Below are 18,289 nucleotides of genomic sequence, written 5' to 3' on the forward strand. Positions count from 1 at the left end.
GGCCGTCGGCTTCCCTGGCCCGGTGGAAGTGAATCGAAAGAGAAGAACCTTGCCCCACTACATCTACCTCGTGCGCCACGGTGAACAGCAGGATGCCGAACACGGCCTGCCGGACGGCCCGCTGTCCGCGCGCGGCAAGCGCCAGGCGCAACTGATCGCCGAGCGCCTCGGCGGGGTGCCGTTCACGGCCGCGTACCATTCGCCGCTGCAGCGGGCCGCGGAGACGGCGAAGATCATCGCCCAGCGCCTGCCCGCGCTCACCCCCGAACCGTCGGCGCTGCTCTTCGACTGCATCCCGTCCGGCAAGGCGCCGGAGACCCCGTCGGCCTACGCGCCGTTCTTCGGGGCGGTCACCGAGGCGGAGATCGAGGCGGGGAGCGCCCAGATGGAGGACGCCGTCGCCGAGTTCCTCCAGCCGAGGCGCGGCGATCACCACGACCTGCTGATCACCCACAACTTCGTCATCGCCTGGTTCGTGCGTGAGGTGCTGGGCGCGCCGGACTGGCGCTGGATCAGCATCAACCAGGCCAACTGCGGCCTGACCGTGCTGCACCAGAAACCGGGCCGGCCCTGGACCATGGTCACCCACAACGACACCGGGCACCTCCCCGTGGAGCTCCGCACCGGCCTGCCCGACCCGCTCCTGTTCTAGCCTCCTGCCCCGGCGCTCGAGCCCACCCCGGCGCTCGAGCCGGGCCCCGGTGGTCGAGCCGGGCCCCGGTGGTCGAGCCTGTCGAGACCCGGTCGGTGTGATTTCGACAGGCTCAATCACCGAGCCTGCCCCGGCGGTCGAGCCCGCCCCGGCGGTCGAGCCTGCCTCGGTGGTCGAGCCTGTCGAGACCCGGTGGTCGAGCCTGTCGAGACCCGGTCGGTGCGATTTCGACAGACTCAATCACCGAGTGCGTGGCCGCCGGGTGTCAGGCGAGGGCCTTGCGGTACCAGTTCGTGGCGTTCGGGTTGGTGTTGTAGGGCCCGCAATCCTCGTACCCGGCGCTCGCGTAGAGCACCCCGGCGGCCGTCAGGCTCGCGTTCGTGTCGAGCACGAGCTCGTCGGCGCCGAAGGCCAGCGAGCGCCGCTCCAGCTCGGCGAGCAGAGCCCTGCCCCAGCCTCGGCCGCGCACCTGCCGCTGCAGCCAGAGGTGCTTGACCTCGTAGCGCACCCGTCCCGCCGGTGAATCCTCGATCCGGCGGATGCCGCCGCAGCCGACGAACGCCCGCTCCCGTCCGCTGGTCTGCTCGCTGACCAGGAGGAACAGCCCGCGTGGCGGCAGGAACTGGTCCGGCGTCGGGAACGTCGTGCGGTAGGCGCCCTGGTCGGGCGGGAAGCTCGACTCCCGGTCGCTGAAGTACTGGGTGAGCAGCACGATCGAGCCGGCATCCGTCACCGACACGTCGCTGAAGGCCGGGGCGGGGAAATCGGGCATGGGTCAAGGCTACTTCGCCCGGTCGCTGCGGCAAGGGCCCGCCGCCCTTGGTAGATTGGACCCATGACAACACGGGTGGCCATCGTCGGCGTAACGGGAACGATGGGCCGCCTCGTCGCCGCACTGATCGAGAAGACGGACGGGTACGAACTCGTCGCCGGGCTGAACTCCGCCAGCGACCTGGCCGAGATGCTCGGCGCCGACGTCGTGATCGACCTCACGGTTCCCCGGGCCAGCCAGGGCGTGGTCGACTTCGCCGTCGACAACGGGCTCCGGGTTCTCGTCGGCACCTCCGGCTGGTCGCAGGAGCGGATCGACGCCCTCGCCCGCCGTGTCGCCGGGCGCGACGACACCGGTGTGGTCATCATCCCCAACTTCTCCATCGGCTCGGTCATCGGCACCGCGCTCTCGGCCATGGTCGCCCGATTCTTCGATTCGATCGAGATCGTCGAGGCGCACCAGGCCGGCAAGGTCGACTCGCCGTCGGGCACCGCGGTGCGCACGGCCGAGTTGATCGGGCGGGCCAGGGCCGGCCTCGGACCGGTCTCCGCCCCGCACATCGACCAGCGCGCCCGCGGCCAGCAGGTCTCCAGCGTCCCGGTGCACAGCCTCCGGCTGGAGGGGCTGCTCGCCCGCCAGGACGTCATCTTCGGCGGCACGGGGGAGACCCTCACGATCAGCCACAACACCCTCTCCGCTGCGGCCTACGAGCGCGGCATCCTGCTCGCCCTCGCCGCGGCAGTGTCCGCCCGCGGCGTGACGGTCGGACTGGATCAGATCGTGGACCTCGGCCTCGGGGAGCCCGGCCGGCCGGATGCCCCGGCCGAGCCGGGTCCCGACGACTCCGTTCCCGACGACTCGGTTCCCGATGGCCCCGGTCCCGATGGCCCCGGTCGCGATGGCCCCGGTCGCGACGAGTCCGGGACCGGCGAATGAAGGGCCGCCTGGCCGTCGTCCCGATGGCCCTGCTCCTCGCGTTCTACCTGGTCCTCGTCGGCTGGCGCGCGGTCCTGTTCGTCCTGAGCGGTGACCCGGTCGGCATCCTGATCGGAGTGGCGCTGATCATCCTGCCGCTGATCGGGGTCTGGGCGCTCGTGCTCGAACTCCGGTTCGGCCGCCGTTCAGAGCGCCTGGTGCGCCGCCTCGACAGCGAGGGCGGGCTTCCGGTCGAAGACCTGCCGACCCGTCCGAGCGGACGACCGCTCCGGGACGCCGCCGATGCGGAGTTCCCCCGTTTCAAGGCGGAGGTGGATGCCGCCCCCGGCGACTGGCGGGCCTGGTTCCGCCTCGGGCTGGCCTACGACGCGTCGGGTGATCGTCGCCGGGCCCGCGGCGCCATCCGCACCGCGATCACACTCGAACGCTCCGAAGGGGCAGCCGTTCCGCCCCGGTAGCATCCGCTGCGAACGGTCAGGCCTGGGCGAGCATCCACTCGACGGCCTCGCCCGCGGTGTGATGGGCGAAGACGAACCCGTCGTTCTGCAGCAGGGCCGAATCGACCTGCTGGTCGGCGAGCAGCAGCGCGCGCGCGGCGTCCTGCAGGGCGAGGGTCAGCACCAGCTCGGGCACCGGGATCCTGAACGGGCGGTGCAGCGCCGTGGCAACGGCCTTGATCACGTCGTTCGAGGTCGCGGGGGTCGGCCCGACCAGGTTCACCGGGCCGGAGAGGGTCGAACCGAGCAGGTGCACGATCGCGGCGGCCTCGTCGTGCAGGCTGATCCACGGCCAGTGCGCGGTGCCGCGGCCGAGCGGACCGGCAACGCCGAGGCGGACCAGGGGCAGCAGCGGTCGCAGCGCGCCGCCGCGGGCGACGACCAGCCCGGTGCGGAACGTCACCACCCGGGTCTGCTCCGGCGCGCGCCTGGCCTCGGCCTCCCAAGCCTCGACGACGCCGGCCAGGAAGTCGGCGCCCGGTGCGGACTCTTCGGTGAGCACCTCGCCGGGACGGTCACCGTAGATGCCGACCGCGGAGGCGTTGAGCAGCACGGCGGGCGGTCGGGCGCTGCGCCGCATGGCGTCCGTCAGCGTGCGCGTGGCCTGCACCCTCGATTCGAGGATCTGCCGGCGATAGCCGGAGGTCCACGGCAGGCGGGCGAGCGATGCGCCGGACAGGTTGATCACCGCATCCACTTGCCCGAGCGCGGCCTCGTCCAGGGTCAGCGCGGCCGGGTTCCAGCGGAACTCGTTGGGCGTCCGCGGGTCGCGGCGCACGAGGCGCGCGACGGTGTGGCCCGCCGCGCCGAGCTGGCGGCAGACCTCGGTGCCGATCAGGCCGGAGGCGCCGGAGATCAGGACTCGCATGAACGCCCGGCCCGGCTAGGCCAGCTCGGCTTCGATCGTGATCGGGATGCCGGCCAGCGCCTGGGAGATCGGGCAGTCGGCCTTCGCGTCCGCGGCGAAGGCCTCGAATTCCGCCTCGGTCAGGCCGGGAACGCTGGCGCTGACGAGGAGATGGCTGCCGACAACTCCGACCCCGGTCTCGAAGGTGACGGCCGCAGTGGTCTGGATGCTCTCCGGCGCGTGTCCGGCGGCGCTGAGCCTGCTCGCCAGGGTCATCGAGAAGCAGGAGGCGTGCGCCGCTCCGAGGAGTTCCTCCGGGTTGACGGTGTTGGGGCTGCCGACCGAGCGGGCCTGCCAGGTCACCGGGAATTCGGCGGCGTGCGATGAGTCGAGGGAGACGATGCCCTGGCCGGACTTCAGATCGCCGGTCCAGACGGTGGTTGCTTCGCTGGTCAATGCCATGGTGTTACCTCCTGAGTCAACCCCCAGCCTAGCCATGGGGGCTTCGGGCGGTGGCCGACCAGTCTGGGAATCGGCAGGGAGGCCGCTACCTGATGGTGGCCTGATCACGTCCGAGCAGGCCGGAACGCACCAGCAGCAGGTACAGCTGGCAGCCGAGGCAGTAGTCGAACACGGCGTTGAGGAACGCTGCGACGAACGCCGCTGCGGCAGCGATGCCCACGGCCGGAGCCAGGCCGACCAGGCCGAGCAGCACCCCGACGAGGGTCACCAGCAGTCCGACGCCCTGGGCGAAGGTCGGCGGGGCCGGGTTCTCCAGCTCACGCGGCGGGTTCAGCCTGGGCCGCACGACGCGCTTGAACAGCAGACCCCAGGGGTGCCGGCCGGCACCCGCGAACGCGCCCCAGGCGAACAGGGCGGCGAGCACGGCGAGCAGTGAGAGCGCGGCGACGGATGCCCCGGTCAGCGACAGGAAGACCACCACGAGCAGCAGCACGGCCGTGATCCCGGCGCCGAACCGCGGGCCGCGCGGGTCGAGGTCCGGCCGGCGCGTGCGTGGAGCGTCCGGCGCGGCTCCGGCCTGACCTGGTTCAGCGGGCGAGGGTGACATGGAGGCTCCCGGGGAGGTCGTCGAGGTGGGCGATGATGCCGGCCCGGTGCGGGGTGCCGCCGACCCGGGCCTGCACCCGCCCCGCCCGGTCGAGGATCAGCGTGGTCGGGGTCTGCAACACCTGGAACCGGCGGGCCAGGTCGGCCCGATGGGTGAGGTCCACCTCCACGTGCACGACGCCGGGCCGGGACCGGGCCACCGCGGCGAGCATCCGGTGGGTGCCGGGGCAGCGGGAGCAGTGCTCCGTGGAGAACTGCAGCAGGGTTGCCTCCGCGCCGAACGAAACGGTGCTGGCGACATCCGCCGGGGTCAGCGCGGGTGCGTCCGCCACGTCGGTGATGCGGCCCTGTCGGGCGCGCCAGGCCAGCCCGAGGCCGCTCGCGGCGGCCACGAGCGCCAACACACTGCCGAGGGCGAGAATCGGGTCCATGACACAACGGTACGGGCGCGCCGACGGGGCCGGGGGAGTGTGACGACAGATTACGGCGGATGCCCGGCCGCAACGGCCCCGCGTGCGATCCGGCACAGCGACCGATAGCCTGTAATCCGTGACTACGTCCTATAACCCCTTCGGCCAGGTCCTCGTCGCCCTGGTCACTCCCTTCACCGCCGACGGCGAAGTCGACTGGGCGGGAGTGGCGAAACACATCGACGACGTGATCACCGCCGGCGCCGACGGCATCGTGGTCAGCGGCACCACCGGGGAGACGTCCACCCTGACCGACCCGGAGAAGATCCGGCTGGTCGAGGTCGGAAAGGACGTCGCGGCCGGACGCGCGAAGATCATCACCGGCGGCGGGTCCAACGAGACCGCGCACGCCATGCAGCTCGCCCGCCAGAGCGAGAAGGCCGGCGCCGACGGCAACATGATCGTCACCCCGTACTACAACAAGCCCACCCAGTCGGGCATCCTCACCCACTTCCGGATGATCGCCGACGCCACCGACCTGCCGGTGATCCTCTACGACATCCCGGGTCGCACGGGCGTCCCGATCAACTACGAGACCATCCTTCGCGCCGCGAAGCACCCGAACATCCTCGCCGTGAAAGACGCCAAGGGCGACCTGGCCCAGGTCAGCCGGGTGCTCAACCAGACCGACCTGCTCTACTTCTCCGGCGACGACCCGAACGTGCTGCCGCACCTGTCGATCGGCGCGACCGGCCTGATCGGCGTCACCGCGAACATCGCGGCCACGCCCTACCGCCAGATGGTGGATGCCGTCAACGCCGGCGACCTGAGGACGGCCACTGCCGCGCACCGCCAGCTCGAACCGCTCGTGCGGGCCTGCATGACCCACGTGCCCGGCACCGTCGCGGTCAAGTACATCCTGCACGGCCTCGGCCGGATCGGCAGCCCGCGGGTGCGCCTGCCCCTGGTCGGCCCGGAGGACTTCGAGGCGGCCCAGATCGAGGACGAGATCGACCTGGTCAAGAACATCCCCGGGGTCGACTTCACCAACTTCCGCCCAGACCGCAACGCCGCCGCGGGCGGCGCGCTGCCCAGGATCGCCGGAACAACACGCTAGTCACGCCACCGACCCCCTAGGAGGGCCCATGCCCATCGACGTCTACGATCCGGCCCCACTCGAACCGGGCACGCTGCGGGTCATCCCGATCGGGGGTCTCGGCGAGATCGGCCGGAACATGACCTCGTTCGAGATCGACGGCAAGATCCTCATCGTCGACTGCGGGGTGCTGTTCCCGGAGGAGCACCAGCCGGGCGTCGACCTCATTCTGCCCGACTTCAGCCCGATCAGGGACCGCCTCGACGACATCCTCGGGGTCGTGCTCACTCACGGCCACGAGGACCACATCGGCGCCGTGCCCTACCTGCTCAAACTGCGCCGCGACATCCCGCTGATCGGTTCGGGGCTGACCCTCGCGTTCATCGAGGCGAAGCTCAAGGAACACCGGATCACCCCGTACACCCTGCAGGTCAAGGAGGGCCAGAAGGAACGCCTCGGCCCGTTCAACCTCGAGTTCGTCGCCGTCAACCACTCGATCCCCGACGCCCTCGCCGTGGCGATCAAGACCGTCGCCGGCACCGTGCTGCACACCGGTGACTTCAAGATGGACCAGCTCCCGCTCGACCACCGGCTGACCGACCTGCGCGAATTCGCCCGGCTCGGCACCGAAGGCGTCGACCTCTTCCTCGTCGACTCGACGAACGCGGATGTCCCCGGCTTCACCCCGTCCGAGCGCCTGATCGGGCCGGTGCTCGAGGACGTCATCGCCCGCGCCCCGCGCCGGGTGATCGTCGCCAGCTTCTCCAGCCACGTGCACCGGGTGCAGCAGGTGCTCGACGCCGCCTACGCGAACGACCGCCGGGTGGCGCTGCTCGGCCGGTCGATGGTGCGCAACATGACCATCGCCGCCGAGCTCGGCTACCTGCGGGTGCCGGAGGGGGTCCTGGTCGATTTCAAGAAGGCCGGCAGCATCCCCGACGACAAGATCGTCTATATGTCCACCGGGTCGCAGGGCGAGCCGATGGCCGTGCTCAGCCGGATGGTGAACATGGACCACCAGGTCGAGGTGGGTCTCGGCGACACCGTCATCCTCGCCTCCAGCCTGATCCCCGGCAACGAGAACGCGGTCTACCGGATCATCGACGGGCTGACCAAGCTCGGCGCCACCGTCGTGCACAAGGGCAACGCCAAGGTGCACGTCTCCGGGCACGCCGCCGCCGGCGAACTGACCTACTGCTACAACATCCTCAAGCCGAGGAACGTGCTGCCCGTGCACGGCGAGTACCGCCACCTCGTCGCCAACGCCAAGCTCGCGGTCGAGACCGGGGTGCCGGACGCGAACGTGATCCTCGCCGAGGACGGCACCGTGCTCGACCTGCGCGCCGGCGTGGTGCGAAAGGTCGGCCAGCTCGACCTGGGCTACGTCTACGTCGACGGGTCGACCGTCGGTGAGATCACCGATGCCGACCTCAAGGATCGCCGCACGCTCGCCGAGGAGGGGTTCATCTCGATCATCATCGTGGTCGACGCCTCCACCGGCAAGGTCATCGTCGGCCCGGAGATCCACGCCAAGGGATTCGCCGAGGACGACTCCGTCTTCGACGCCGTGCGGCCCAAGATCGAGGCCGCCCTGGCCGAGGCCGCGCAGAACGGGGTGCGCGACACGCACGCCCTGCAGCAGATCGTGCGGCGCACGGTCGGCCGCTGGGTGAACGTGGCCTTCCGCCGCCGACCGATGATCGTCCCCCTGGTGATCGAGGCGTAGCCGCGGCGACGCTCCGGCAGGAGAAATTCGCGACCCGCGGGTTTCGCGGGCGCCGGGCACGGCGTGTCGCGAAAAGCTCCATCCCGAACGTTCCGAACCTTCCGAACCTCCCGAACGAAATCGGGTGGGCGTGGGGTGACCCGGATGTCGGAGGGCGACGGTACCGTAGATTCCATGGCTACGAGCACTAAGTCGACCGGGCGCGCGCGCACCTCGCCTGCGCGCGGCACGACGGCGCGGGGGCCCGCCCGGAAGACCGCAACCCAGAAGACCGTCAAGTTCACGGCCGGCGACCCGGGCCCCGGCCTGTTCGCCCGATTCTGGATGGCGCTGGCCCATGTCACCGGCGGCGCCGCCCGCGCCCTCGGCCCCGAACAGCTCTCCAAAGAGGAGCGCCGTGACGGGCTGCCGTTCTTCCTCGTGCTCCTCGCCATCGCCGGGGCCGTGATCGAGTGGTTCCTGATCAACAGCCCGGTCGCGCAGATCCTCGACGCCTGGACCTTCGGCGGCCTGTTCGGCCGGGTCGCGTTCGCCCTGCCCGTGATCATGCTGCTCTTCGCGGTCTGGCTCTTCCGCAAGCCCAGCTCGGTGCACGACAACGGGCGGATCGGCATCGGCCTGTCCCTGCTGCTCGTATCGGTGTCCGGCCTCTGCCACATCTTCGGCGGCCAGCCCGCGCCCAGCGACGGCATGGAGGTGCTCGCCCTGTCCGGCGGCGTGATCGGCTGGATGATCGCCGCCCCGCTGATCTACCTGACCACCGCGATCGGGGCCACCATCGTCGTGATCCTGCTGCTGGCCCTGAGCCTCTTCATCATCACGAAGACCCCGCCGAACCGGATCGGCGCGCGCAGCCGCGAGCTGTACGCCTGGCTGTTCGGCGCGCAGCTCCCCGACCCCGAGGAACGCGCGGCCGCCAGGGAGGCGAAGCTGGAGAAGACCGTGCAGGTCCCGCTCGACGGCGTCGACGAGGACACCAGCGCCCTGCCCTGGTGGCGGCGCAACACCAGCAAGCGCGAGGAAGACCCCGATTTCAGCAGCCCGGTCAGCACGGATGCGCATCCCGGCGACGAGGCCGACCCGCCGGCATCCGACCCGCTGAGCACCCTGCTCGGCGGCGACGGCCGCGGCAGCTTCGACACCGCGCTGGAGAGCGCGCAGCCGTCGGCGGGCGGCGACAAGGACCACTACGGCACCGAGGTGCTCGAGGACCTGTTGCGTGCCGAGGACGCCATCAAACGCTTCACCGGCGAGATCGACGTGCAGCGGGGCTCGGCGACGGGCCTGTACGCGGACGACCCGACCGGGCTCACCGAGGTGCTGCCCGGCTTCGACGAACTCGACGCGGCCGCCCTGGCTCCGCGCCCCGAACCCGCGGCCCCGGAACCCGCAGCCCCCTACCAGCTGCCGTCGAACACGACGTTGACCAAGGGCCCGCCGGCGAAGGCCCGCTCGGCCGCGAACGACGAGATCGTGAAATCGATCACCGAGGTGCTCCGCCAATTCCAGGTCGACGCGAAGGTGACCGGGTTCTCCCGCGGACCGACCGTGACCCAGTACGAGATCGAACTGGGCCCCGGCGTCAAGGTGGAACGGGTCACCGCCCTGAGCAAGAACCTCTCCTACGCGGTCGCCTCGAACGAGGTGCGCATCCTCTCGCCCATCCCCGGCAAGAGCGCCATCGGCATCGAGATCCCCAACACCGACCGCGAGATCGTCACCCTCGGCGACGTGCTCCGAAGCGGCACCGCGACCAACAGCACCCACCCGATGACCATCGGCGTCGGCAAGGACGTCGGCGGCGGATTCGTCATCGCCAACCTCGCCAAGATGCCCCACCTGCTCGTGGCCGGTTCCACCGGCTCCGGCAAGTCCAGCTTCGTGAACTCGATGATCACCAGCCTGCTCATGCGCGCCAGGCCCAGCGACGTGCGGATGGTGCTGATCGACCCGAAGCGGGTCGAGCTCGCCGCCTACGCCGGTGTGCCGCACCTGATCACGCCCATCATCACCAGCCCGAAGAAGGCCGCCGAGGCCCTGCAGTGGGTCGTCAAAGAGATGGACATGCGCTACGACGACCTGGCCAGCTTCGGCTTCCGCCACATCGACGACTTCAACAAGGCCGTCGTGAACAACGAGATCGTGCTGCCCGCCGGCAGCGCCCGCACGCTCAAGCCCTACCCGTACCTCCTCGTCGTCGTCGACGAGCTCGCCGACCTGATGATGGTCGCCCCGCGCGACGTCGAGGACTCGATCGTGCGGATCACCCAGCTCGCCCGCGCCTCCGGCATCCACCTCGTCCTGGCCACCCAGCGGCCCAGCGTCGACGTCGTCACCGGCCTGATCAAGGCGAACGTCCCCTCGCGCCTCGCCTTCGCCGTGACCAGCGTCACCGACTCCCGGGTCATCCTCGACCAGCCCGGCGCCGACAAGCTGATCGGCCAGGGTGACGCCCTGTTCCTGCCGATGGGGGCGTCCAAGGCCATCCGCGTGCAGGGAGCCTGGGTCAACGAGGCCGAGATCGAGCGCGTCGTCAAGCACGTCACCCAGCAGGCCCGCCCCGACTACCGGCCGGATGTCTCGATGGTCGCCCCGCGCAAGGAGATCGACTCCGACATCGGCGACGACCTCGAGGTGCTGCTGGCCGCGGCCGAACTCGTCGTGTCGACCCAGTTCGGGTCCACCTCGATGCTGCAGCGGAAGCTGCGGGTCGGCTTCGCCAAGGCCGGCCGCCTGATGGACCTGCTCGAGTCCCGCGAGATCGTCGGCCCGTCCGAGGGGTCGAAGGCCCGCGACGTGCTCGTCACGGTCGAGCAGCTGCCGAGCGTGCTCGCACTGCTGCGCGGCTCGGACGAACAGCACCATGCGGCCACAGCGAACGCGCAGGCCGCCGCCGCACACCAGGCCGACAGCGCCCCCGACTCCCGGTACGCCGGCGACCCGGTCGCGAAGATGTCGGAGGGGTACCCTGAAGAGGAGGCTGCCCCCGATGAGGATGCCTGGCAACTGACCGACAGGGAATGACCGATGGCCACACCACTCACGCCCGTCGCGCGCGCCGGCAACTGGAACCTGCCCAACCTGATCACGATCGTTCGCATCCTGTTGGCGCCCCTGTTCATCTGGCTGCTCCTGGCCGACGCCGGCCAGGACGGCGCCCTCCGCTGGGCCGCCGCCGTCCTGTTCATCCTCGCCATCGCGACCGACGGGATCGACGGCGCGATCGCCCGCCGCAACAACCAGGTCACCGACCTCGGCAAACTGCTCGACCCGATCGCGGACAAGGTGCTCACCGGCGGGGCGCTCGTGTCGCTGTCCATCCTCGGCGAACTATGGTGGTGGGTGACCATCGTCATCCTGGTGCGCGAGATCGGCATCACGGTCTTCCGCTTCGTCATGCTGCGGGACCGGGTCATCCCCGCGTCGCGGGGCGGCAAGCTCAAGACCGTGCTGCAGTCCGTGGCGATCTCGCTGGCCCTCGTGCCGCTCTGGCTGCTGCTGGGCGACTGGGTCTATTGGCTGAACTGGTCGATCATGGCGGCGGCACTGGTCGCGACCGTGGTCACCGGGATCGACTACCTCCTCGCGGCCCGCCGTGAGAACCGCGGCGCCGCAGCCGCGAGCTGACGCCGATGACCGCCTCCCCTGACCCGACGGCCGCCCTGATCGGGGAGTTGACCGAGGGCGGCCTCACGATCGCCGTCGCCGAATCGCTCACCGGCGGGCTGCTGACGGCCGAGCTGATCCGGGTCCCCGGCGCCTCCCTCTGCGTCAACGGGGGAGTCGTGGCCTACCAGACCGAGCTCAAGCACACCCTGCTCGGCGTGGACGCCGGGCTCCTGGCCGAACACGGTCCGGTGCATCCGGAGGTGGCCATCCAGATGGCCCGCGGGGTGCGGACCAGGCTGGCGGTAGCAGGCCGGGACGCCGACCTGGGCGTCGCGACGACCGGCGTCGCCGGTCCTGACCCGCAGGGCGGGCAGAGTCCCGGCACCGTCTTCCTCGGGCTGTCCCGCGGCAGCGAGGGGTGGGCGATTCCGCTCCGCCTGACGGGCGACCGGGCGGCGATCCGTGCCCAGACCGTGGCCAGGGCGATCGAGGCTGTGCACACCCTGATAGCCCGTTCCCGCCCGGAATAGTTCCCGCGACACGGCGGTTACACCGTACAGATTCACAAGAAAAGCCCAGTAGTCGTCGGTAGTCTCAGGGTGTCGGATGAATGTAGTACTGTAGGCCATCCGCCACACCGGACACCAGACGACCGTAGTTCACAAGCGGTACTTAAAAGGTACGAGAAGGAGGTTCCGATGATTCTTGTAAGACAGGAAATCGGCGATGTGCTCAGGGACTTCCGCCTGCAGAAAGGGCGCACTCTGCGTCAGGTTGCGAGCAAGGCCAGCGTGGCCCTCGGCTACCTGAGCGAGGTTGAGCGCGGTCAGAAGGAAGCATCCTCCGAGATTCTCGCCTCTGTCGCAGACGCGCTGGAGACCCCGATCTCGGTCATCATGCGTGAGGTCGGCGACCGTCTCGCGGTCATCGAGGGAATCGACAGGTTCCCCGACACCGTCCCCGATGAACTCGTCGCCAACTTCGACACCGGACTGATGGTCCGCTGACCAGGCCTCCGAGCCAGGTGGTTCCGGCATGCGGCTGAGTGAGTTCCGCCAAGCCCTGAAGGACGAGTTCGGCGAGGGCTACGGCCGCGTACTCACCCGCGACCTCATCCTCACCGCCTTCGGGCGCACCGCCGACCAGGCATTGGCCGGCGGTGTTCCGGCGCGCGACGTGTGGCTGGCGCTCTGCGCCGAGACGGACGTGCCTAGGAGCCGGTGGTACGGCGCCGGGCTTCCCGCTCCGCGATAGATGGGAGGCGGCCTTCACCGCGAGGCTGCGCCGTGCGGACGCCAGTCCGTGATATAAAAAATCGATCCCTGGCGTGGCGCGGAAGGAAATGATGTCGAAAATCGGTCCCGCTGTGGGTGGCGGCGAAAGGCCGGGTGGACCGGACGCGGCCAAGAAACTCCGTCGCCGAAACACACTTCTCCAAACGGGCGCACTCCAGGACGCGATCTTCAACAGCGCCAATTTTTCCAGCATCGCGACGGACGCGCACGGCGTGATCCAGATCTTCAATGTCGGGGCCGAACGGATGCTGGGCTATTCGGCATCGGACGTGGTCAACCGGATCACGCCAGCCGATATCTCGGATCCGCAGGAACTCATCGCGCGGGCAACGGCCCTGAGCCTTGAGCTGGACACGCCGATCACGCCGGGTTTCGAGGCGCTCGTGTTCAAGGCGTCCCGGGGGATCGAGGACATCTACGAGTTGACCTACGTCCGCAAGGACGGCAGCCGGTTCGGCGCCATCGTCTCGGTCACGGCGCTGCGCGATGCGCAGGAGAACATCATCGGCTACCTGCTGATCGGCACCGACAACACGGCCCGCCAACTGGCGGAAGACGAACTCGTGAAGGCGGGCGCCCTTCAAAACGCGATCTTCAACAGCGCCAATTTTTCCAGCATCGCGACGGACGCGCACGGCGTGATTCAGATTTTCAATGTCGGGGCCGAACGGATGCTGGGCTACGCGGCATCGGACGTGGTCAACCGGATCACGCCGGCCGATATCTCGGATCCGCAGGAACTCATCGCGCGGGCAACGGCCCTGAGCCTCGAGCTGGACACGCCGATCACGCCGGGTTTCGAGGCGCTGGTGTTCAAGGCGTCCCGGGGGATCGAGGACATCTACGAGTTGACCTACGTCCGCCAGGACGGCAGCCGGTTCCCCGCCATCGTCTCGGTCACGGCGCTGCGCGACCCGCAGGAGAACATCATCGGCTACCTGCTGATCGGCACCGACAACACGGCCCGCAAGCAGGTCGAGGCGACCCAGGCGATGCTTGATCAGCGACTGCGCGACCAGCAGTTCTACACCCGTTCGCTCATCGAGTCGAACATCGATGCGCTCATGACGACGGATCCGCAGGGCATCATCACCGACGTGAACCAGCAAATGATGGCGTTGACGGGGCGAACCCGCGACGAATTGATCGGGGCGCCCTGCAAGAATTTCTTCACCGACCCGGTTCGGGCCGACGCCGCGATCACCCGCGTTCTCACCGAGAACAAGGTGAGCAACTATGAACTGACCGTGCGGGCCCAGAACGGTGAGGAAACGGTGGTCTCGTACAACGCCGCCACCTTCCACGACCGCGACCGGAAGCTGCAGGGCGTGTTCGCGGCCGCGCGCGACGTGACCGAACGCAAACTGTTCGAGCGGGCCCTGCAGGAGACCAACATCGAGTTGGAGCACGCCAGCCGCATGACGTCCGAGTTCCTGGCCACCATGTCGCATGAATTGCGCACGCCCCTGAACGCCATCATCGGCTTCTCCGAGGCGCTCAAGGATGGCCTGGTGGGCGACATGACTGACACCCAATCCGAGTACATCGGCGACATCCTCACCAGCGGCCAGCACCTTCTCTCCTTGATCAACGACATCCTCGATCTGTCCAAGGTGGAGGCCGGCATGATGGCGCTCGAGTTGGAGACGGTCGACGTGGGCAGCCTGCTCGCGGGCAGCCTGACAATCGTCAGGGAGAAGGCGGCGGCCCACGGCATCCAGCTCGAAAGCGAAACCGACGATCACCTGGGCGTGCTCCAGCTGGACCTGCGCAAAACCAAGCAGATCGTCTACAACCTGCTGTCCAATGCCGTCAAGTTCAGCGCCGCCGGCGGGCGCGTGACGTTGCACGCGCGGCGGGTGCCGCGCGCCACCGTCGGGACACTGCCCGGTGCCTGGCCCGTGCACGGCTTCCCCCTGGTCGACAGCGAGTCCCTGGAATTCCTCGAGATCTGCGTCGGCGACAGCGGCCTCGGCATTTCGACCGAAGGAATGTTGAAGCTGTTCAAGGCCTTCAGCCAGATCGACAGCAGCCTCGCCCGCAAATTCGAGGGCACGGGGCTCGGCCTGGCCATGGTCAAACGACTCGCCGAGCTGCACGGGGGGACCGTTGCAGTTGCCAGCGCAGAACGAGAGGGCTCACTCTTCGCCGTCTGGTTGCCGCTGCGGACGCCGGATCAGGCCCCCGGTACGCCCCAGGCCGCCGGAACCGCCACCCTGCCGGAGGAATTACGTCGGGCCACCGCTCGGGACGGGCAGCCTGCCCCGGAACACACGAACACGGTGCTCGTCGTGGATGACGATCCGAAGGCCGTTGAGGTGATTGCCGCGCTCCTGCCGACCTCGGCGTACACCGTCGTGCGGGCGTACGGCGGACGCGAGGCGATCTCACTCGCACAGCGGCTCCGCCCGGATCTGGTTCTGCTCGACCTGATCATGGCGGACGTGAGCGGGTTCGACGTCGTCAAGGCCCTTCAGAGCAATCCGGATACGGCGCAGATACCGATTCTGGTGGTGACTGCCAAACAGATCACGGCGTTGGACCGTGCCGCGCTGAACGGAAATCCCGGCCGAGTGGTCCGCACCGTCGAGAAATCCGGGTTCACTCACATCGACTTTGTCGCCGAGGTCCGGCGCGCATTGCTGCCGCAATAGGGGAGCCCGAGCCATCGCCAGGATATTGATCGTTGAAGACAATCGCGCAAACATGAAGCTGGCAACCCTCCTGCTGACCCACGCCGGGCACACGGTGCTGTGCGCCATCGACGCGGAGACGGGCCTGACCCTCGCGCGTGACGAGCAGCCCGATCTCATCCTGATGGACATCCAATTGCCGGGAATGGACGGCCTGGCGGCGACCGCGCTGCTGAAGCGGGACCCGGCCACCGCATCCGTTCCCGTGATAGCGCTCACCGCGATGGCGATGAAGGCGGATCAGGAAAAGGCGCGCGTGGCCGGCTGCGACGACTACATCACCAAGCCGTTGCGCTACGAGGCGTTGTACGACGCGATCGATCGTCTCCTCGTCGGGACCCGGCCGCCCGCGGGAGGCCAGTCAGAACGCATGCACGAGCCGACATCGGATGTCGGCGACGGTGCCGCCCGACTCGCATCGTCGCATCCGGCCGCGCGCGATACCCCGCGCATTCTGGTCGCCGAGGATAACCTGACCAACCAGAAGCTGATCGTGACGCAATTGGCCTCGCTCGGCTATGCAGCCGATGTGGCCGACGACGGAAGGCAGGCCTTGGAATGCTGGCGGAGCGGCACCTACGCTCTGCTGATCAGCGACGTGCTCATGCCGGAGATGGATGGGTACGACTTGACGGCCGCGATCCGTGCGCAGGAGCGAGGGTTGGCCCGCATCCCGATTGTGGCCCTGACCGCGAATGCCCTCGCACACGAAGAGGCCCGCTGGCGCGCGGTCGGTGCGGACGAATACCTCAGTAAGCCCCTGCAACTCGCGAGCCTCAAAGCGATTCTGGACAAGTGGCTGCCGGCCGGCCGATCGGGTTCGGGATCCAGCGCGGGGGCAGACCACCTGACCACCGTCGACCGGGCGGTCGACGTGGCCGTGCTCGCACGGTTGGTCGGGAGCGATCCGGCGGTGATCCTCGACTTTCTGACGGACTTCCGGGTCAGCACCGCCGAGATAGCGGGGGAACTGAGGGACGCGTGTGACGATCGTCGGGCGCTCACGGCAGGCGAGCAAGCGCACAAACTGAAGTCTTCGGCGCGCGCCGTGGGCGCGTTGGCACTCGGCGAACTCTGTTCGGAAATCGAGACGGTGGCCAAGTCGGGCAACACCGACTCCCTGACCGCGCTGCTCCCCGCATTCGAGCACGAACTGCGCGCCGTGAACGCGTTCCTGGACTCCTGGCCTGCCTAGTGGGCCTCTCACGCGACGCGGTGGCCGGGGGTGATTCGGCGATCCGGATCCTCGTGCTCGACGACGAGCCATTCATGAACAAGCTTCTCGCCCACATGCTCGTCGGGCTGGGATTCACCTCGGTGGCGAGCTGCGATTCGGGTTCGGCCGGGCTGGAGCTGGTCGATTCCCTCAACCCGCCCAATCTGATCCTGCTCGACCTCAACATGCCGGGGATGGATGGAATTGAATTCGTCCGGAAGCTGGTGGACCTCGACTACTCCGGCAGTGTCATCCTGGTCAGTGGCGAAGACGAGCGCATGCTGCACATGGCCGTGAACCTGATTCAGGCGCACCGGATCACCGTGCTGGGTCACCTCAGCAAGCCGGTCCCCCTGGCCACCATGGCTGCGATGGTGGGCAAGTGGCGGCCGGCTGCCGCGCAGGCGGCGACGGTGAAGTCCTACGGTGCAGGCGAACTCGGCGCCGCCATCGCAGGCGACGAACTGGTCAACTACTACCAGCCCAAGGTCGCCGTGGCCACGGGGGCAGTCGTGGGGGTGGAGACGCTCGTGCGCTGGCGGCACCCCACAGATGGCCTGGTCTTCCCCGACCAATTCATCGGCGTGGCCGAAGAGCACGGCCTGATCGACGGCCTGACACGGGTGGTGCTGACCGGCGCCATGGCGGACGCCGCGGCCTGGCTGAAGCTGGGGCTGCGCCTTCGGGTGGCGATCAACATCTCAATGGATAACTTCTCCACCGTGGACTTCGCGGATTTCGTTTCCGGGGCGGCCGCCGCAGCGGCCGTGGCCCCGCAGGACGTCATCCTCGAGGTGACGGAGAGTCGTCTCATGCTGGACCGGCGCGCGCCGCTGGAAGTACTGACGCGGCTGCGGCTCAAACGCTTCGGTCTGTCGATCGACGATTTCGGCACCGGCCATTCCTCGCTCACCCAGCTGCGCGACATCCCCTTCGACGAACTGAAAATAGACAGCAGCTTCGTGCACGGCGCCTGGCGCGACACGACCGCGCTGGCGATGTACGCCGCCAGCCTCGGCCTCGGAAAGCAGCTCGGCATGGAGGTCGTCGCCGAAGGCGTGGAGGATCAGGACGATTGGGACCTTCTGCGCCGGACGAATTGCGATCTGGCCCAGGGCTACTTCATCGCCCGGCCCATGCCGGCCGCGGATCTGGCCGGCTGGAACACCATCTGGAATGAGCGTGTCAAGGACCTGCTGCGCTGAGCCGAGGCGGCGTCCCGACTCCGACACGCCACAACCGTTGACGACCGAAGTCTCGAATATCTGTTCGGATGTTGCTAGGCTCCTCAACAGCAGACGTCGACGATGAATTGTCCACCTGAACCGCAGCTTCCGGCCAGTGTCGGAGGTGCGGCGTACAGTCGGTTTTCGTCAGAGACAGACAGCGAATGCCTTGTCGAGAACGGCAACCGGGGTCCTCCCGGCCGCCGCGGTCGACAGCCTATAGGCGCCGAAACGCACGACCGAAGG

General features: G+C 68.8%; 18 protein-coding genes. 13 read left to right on the forward strand and 5 right to left on the reverse strand.

Annotation, left to right across the window (positions count from 1 at the left end; translation table 11 throughout):
* The first annotated feature begins 49 nt into the window (after nucleotides 1-49).
* Nucleotides 50-652, forward strand: a complete 603-nt coding sequence (locus E3T48_RS10370) for a histidine phosphatase family protein (protein ID WP_134523984.1) — start codon at nucleotides 50-52, stop codon at nucleotides 650-652.
* Nucleotides 653-917: 265 nt separating this feature from the next.
* Here E3T48_RS10370 and E3T48_RS10375 read toward each other — a convergent pair whose 3' ends face one another.
* The gene (locus E3T48_RS10375) at nucleotides 918-1,424 is read right to left on the reverse strand and encodes a GNAT family N-acetyltransferase (RefSeq protein WP_134523985.1); all 507 of its coding nucleotides are present in this window, start codon (nucleotides 1,422-1,424) and stop codon (nucleotides 918-920) included.
* Nucleotides 1,425-1,487: 63 nt separating this feature from the next.
* Here E3T48_RS10375 and dapB point away from each other — a divergent pair, with 63 nt between their 5' ends.
* Together dapB and E3T48_RS10385 are read left to right on the forward strand one after the other, a co-directional pair.
* Entirely contained in the window at nucleotides 1,488-2,360 is an 873-nt protein-coding gene (dapB, locus tag E3T48_RS10380; RefSeq protein ID WP_134523986.1) for a 4-hydroxy-tetrahydrodipicolinate reductase, read from the forward strand.
* Nucleotides 2,357-2,818 carry a hypothetical protein gene (locus E3T48_RS10385; protein ID WP_134523987.1) on the forward strand — a complete coding sequence of 154 codons (462 nt, stop codon included), beginning with the start codon at nucleotides 2,357-2,359 and terminating at the stop codon, nucleotides 2,816-2,818. The genes dapB and E3T48_RS10385 overlap by 4 nt, the downstream gene beginning before the upstream one ends.
* Nucleotides 2,819-2,834: 16 nt before the next feature.
* Here E3T48_RS10385 and E3T48_RS10390 read toward each other — a convergent pair whose 3' ends face one another.
* From E3T48_RS10390 to E3T48_RS10405, 4 genes are all read right to left on the reverse strand, one after another.
* Entirely contained in the window at nucleotides 2,835-3,725 is an 891-nt protein-coding gene (locus E3T48_RS10390) for a TIGR01777 family oxidoreductase (protein ID WP_134523988.1), read from the reverse strand.
* 15 nt (nucleotides 3,726-3,740) lie between these two features.
* Complete coding sequence (locus tag E3T48_RS10395) at nucleotides 3,741-4,166, reverse strand: OsmC family peroxiredoxin (RefSeq protein WP_134523989.1); 426 nt, start codon at nucleotides 4,164-4,166, stop codon at nucleotides 3,741-3,743.
* A gap of 85 nt (nucleotides 4,167-4,251) precedes the next feature.
* Complete coding sequence (locus E3T48_RS10400; protein WP_134523990.1) at nucleotides 4,252-4,773, reverse strand: DUF4395 family protein; 522 nt, start codon at nucleotides 4,771-4,773, stop codon at nucleotides 4,252-4,254.
* Nucleotides 4,754-5,203 (reverse strand): TlpA family protein disulfide reductase, encoded by a 450-nt coding sequence (locus E3T48_RS10405; protein WP_134523991.1) that lies wholly within the window; start codon nucleotides 5,201-5,203, stop codon nucleotides 4,754-4,756. Before E3T48_RS10405 ends, E3T48_RS10400 begins: the two co-directional genes overlap by 20 nt.
* A 118-nt stretch (nucleotides 5,204-5,321) precedes the next feature.
* Between E3T48_RS10405 and dapA the strand changes: the two genes are divergently transcribed.
* The 10 genes from dapA (at nucleotide 5,322) to E3T48_RS10455 (ending at nucleotide 18,022) form a co-directional block, all read left to right on the forward strand.
* Nucleotides 5,322-6,299, forward strand: a complete 978-nt coding sequence (gene dapA / locus E3T48_RS10410; protein ID WP_134523992.1) for a 4-hydroxy-tetrahydrodipicolinate synthase — start codon at nucleotides 5,322-5,324, stop codon at nucleotides 6,297-6,299.
* A 28-nt stretch (nucleotides 6,300-6,327) separates the two neighbouring features.
* Nucleotides 6,328-8,004, forward strand: a complete 1,677-nt coding sequence (locus E3T48_RS10415; RefSeq protein ID WP_134523993.1) for a ribonuclease J — start codon at nucleotides 6,328-6,330, stop codon at nucleotides 8,002-8,004.
* Between the two features lie 174 nt (nucleotides 8,005-8,178).
* Nucleotides 8,179-11,028: an FtsK/SpoIIIE family DNA translocase gene (locus E3T48_RS10420; RefSeq protein WP_134523994.1), complete on the forward strand. Its 2,850-nt coding sequence runs from the start codon at nucleotides 8,179-8,181 to the stop codon at nucleotides 11,026-11,028.
* Nucleotides 11,029-11,031: 3 nt separating this feature from the next.
* The gene (gene pgsA, locus E3T48_RS10425; RefSeq protein WP_134523995.1) at nucleotides 11,032-11,631 is read left to right on the forward strand and encodes a CDP-diacylglycerol--glycerol-3-phosphate 3-phosphatidyltransferase; all 600 of its coding nucleotides are present in this window, start codon (nucleotides 11,032-11,034) and stop codon (nucleotides 11,629-11,631) included.
* 5 nt (nucleotides 11,632-11,636) lie between these two features.
* The gene (locus E3T48_RS10430; RefSeq protein WP_134523996.1) at nucleotides 11,637-12,143 is read left to right on the forward strand and encodes a CinA family protein; all 507 of its coding nucleotides are present in this window, start codon (nucleotides 11,637-11,639) and stop codon (nucleotides 12,141-12,143) included.
* Between the two features lie 168 nt (nucleotides 12,144-12,311).
* The gene (locus tag E3T48_RS10435; RefSeq protein ID WP_134510496.1) at nucleotides 12,312-12,620 is read left to right on the forward strand and encodes a helix-turn-helix domain-containing protein; all 309 of its coding nucleotides are present in this window, start codon (nucleotides 12,312-12,314) and stop codon (nucleotides 12,618-12,620) included.
* A gap of 28 nt (nucleotides 12,621-12,648) precedes the next feature.
* Complete coding sequence (locus E3T48_RS10440) at nucleotides 12,649-12,867, forward strand: DUF3046 domain-containing protein (RefSeq protein WP_134523997.1); 219 nt, start codon at nucleotides 12,649-12,651, stop codon at nucleotides 12,865-12,867.
* Nucleotides 12,868-12,955: 88 nt separating this feature from the next.
* Entirely contained in the window at nucleotides 12,956-15,562 is a 2,607-nt protein-coding gene (locus tag E3T48_RS10445; RefSeq protein ID WP_198417651.1) for a PAS domain-containing sensor histidine kinase, read from the forward strand.
* Nucleotides 15,563-15,587: 25 nt separating this feature from the next.
* Complete coding sequence (locus tag E3T48_RS10450; RefSeq protein ID WP_198417652.1) at nucleotides 15,588-16,796, forward strand: response regulator; 1,209 nt, start codon at nucleotides 15,588-15,590, stop codon at nucleotides 16,794-16,796.
* A 53-nt stretch (nucleotides 16,797-16,849) separates the two neighbouring features.
* On the forward strand, nucleotides 16,850-18,022 hold the full coding sequence (locus E3T48_RS10455) for an EAL domain-containing response regulator (protein WP_198417653.1): 1,173 nt from the start codon (nucleotides 16,850-16,852) through the stop codon (nucleotides 18,020-18,022).
* The last annotated feature ends 267 nt before the right edge of the window (nucleotides 18,023-18,289 follow it).

Origin of the sequence: Cryobacterium fucosi (assembly GCF_004403515.1) — a bacterium.
Lineage (GTDB): Bacteria > Actinomycetota > Actinomycetes > Actinomycetales > Microbacteriaceae > Cryobacterium > Cryobacterium fucosi.

What these genes read in the sequence shown, in the direction of transcription:
- E3T48_RS10375 (WP_134523985.1), bottom strand. Translation starts at nt 1,424, where the DNA reads ATGCCCGATTTCCCCGCCCCGGCCTTCAGCGACGTGTCGGTGACGGAT.
- dapB (WP_134523986.1), top strand. Translation starts at nt 1,488, where the DNA reads ATGACAACACGGGTGGCCATCGTCGGCGTAACGGGAACGATGGGCCGC.
- E3T48_RS10385 (WP_134523987.1), top strand. Translation starts at nt 2,357, where the DNA reads ATGAAGGGCCGCCTGGCCGTCGTCCCGATGGCCCTGCTCCTCGCGTTC.
- E3T48_RS10390 (WP_134523988.1), bottom strand. Translation starts at nt 3,725, where the DNA reads ATGCGAGTCCTGATCTCCGGCGCCTCCGGCCTGATCGGCACCGAGGTC.
- E3T48_RS10395 (WP_134523989.1), bottom strand. Translation starts at nt 4,166, where the DNA reads ATGGCATTGACCAGCGAAGCAACCACCGTCTGGACCGGCGATCTGAAG.
- E3T48_RS10400 (WP_134523990.1), bottom strand. Translation starts at nt 4,773, where the DNA reads ATGTCACCCTCGCCCGCTGAACCAGGTCAGGCCGGAGCCGCGCCGGAC.
- E3T48_RS10405 (WP_134523991.1), bottom strand. Translation starts at nt 5,203, where the DNA reads ATGGACCCGATTCTCGCCCTCGGCAGTGTGTTGGCGCTCGTGGCCGCC.
- E3T48_RS10415 (WP_134523993.1), top strand. Translation starts at nt 6,328, where the DNA reads ATGCCCATCGACGTCTACGATCCGGCCCCACTCGAACCGGGCACGCTG.
- E3T48_RS10420 (WP_134523994.1), top strand. Translation starts at nt 8,179, where the DNA reads ATGGCTACGAGCACTAAGTCGACCGGGCGCGCGCGCACCTCGCCTGCG.
- pgsA (WP_134523995.1), top strand. Translation starts at nt 11,032, where the DNA reads ATGGCCACACCACTCACGCCCGTCGCGCGCGCCGGCAACTGGAACCTG.
- E3T48_RS10430 (WP_134523996.1), top strand. Translation starts at nt 11,637, where the DNA reads ATGACCGCCTCCCCTGACCCGACGGCCGCCCTGATCGGGGAGTTGACC.
- E3T48_RS10435 (WP_134510496.1), top strand. Translation starts at nt 12,312, where the DNA reads ATGATTCTTGTAAGACAGGAAATCGGCGATGTGCTCAGGGACTTCCGC.
- E3T48_RS10440 (WP_134523997.1), top strand. Translation starts at nt 12,649, where the DNA reads ATGCGGCTGAGTGAGTTCCGCCAAGCCCTGAAGGACGAGTTCGGCGAG.
- E3T48_RS10445 (WP_198417651.1), top strand. Translation starts at nt 12,956, where the DNA reads ATGATGTCGAAAATCGGTCCCGCTGTGGGTGGCGGCGAAAGGCCGGGT.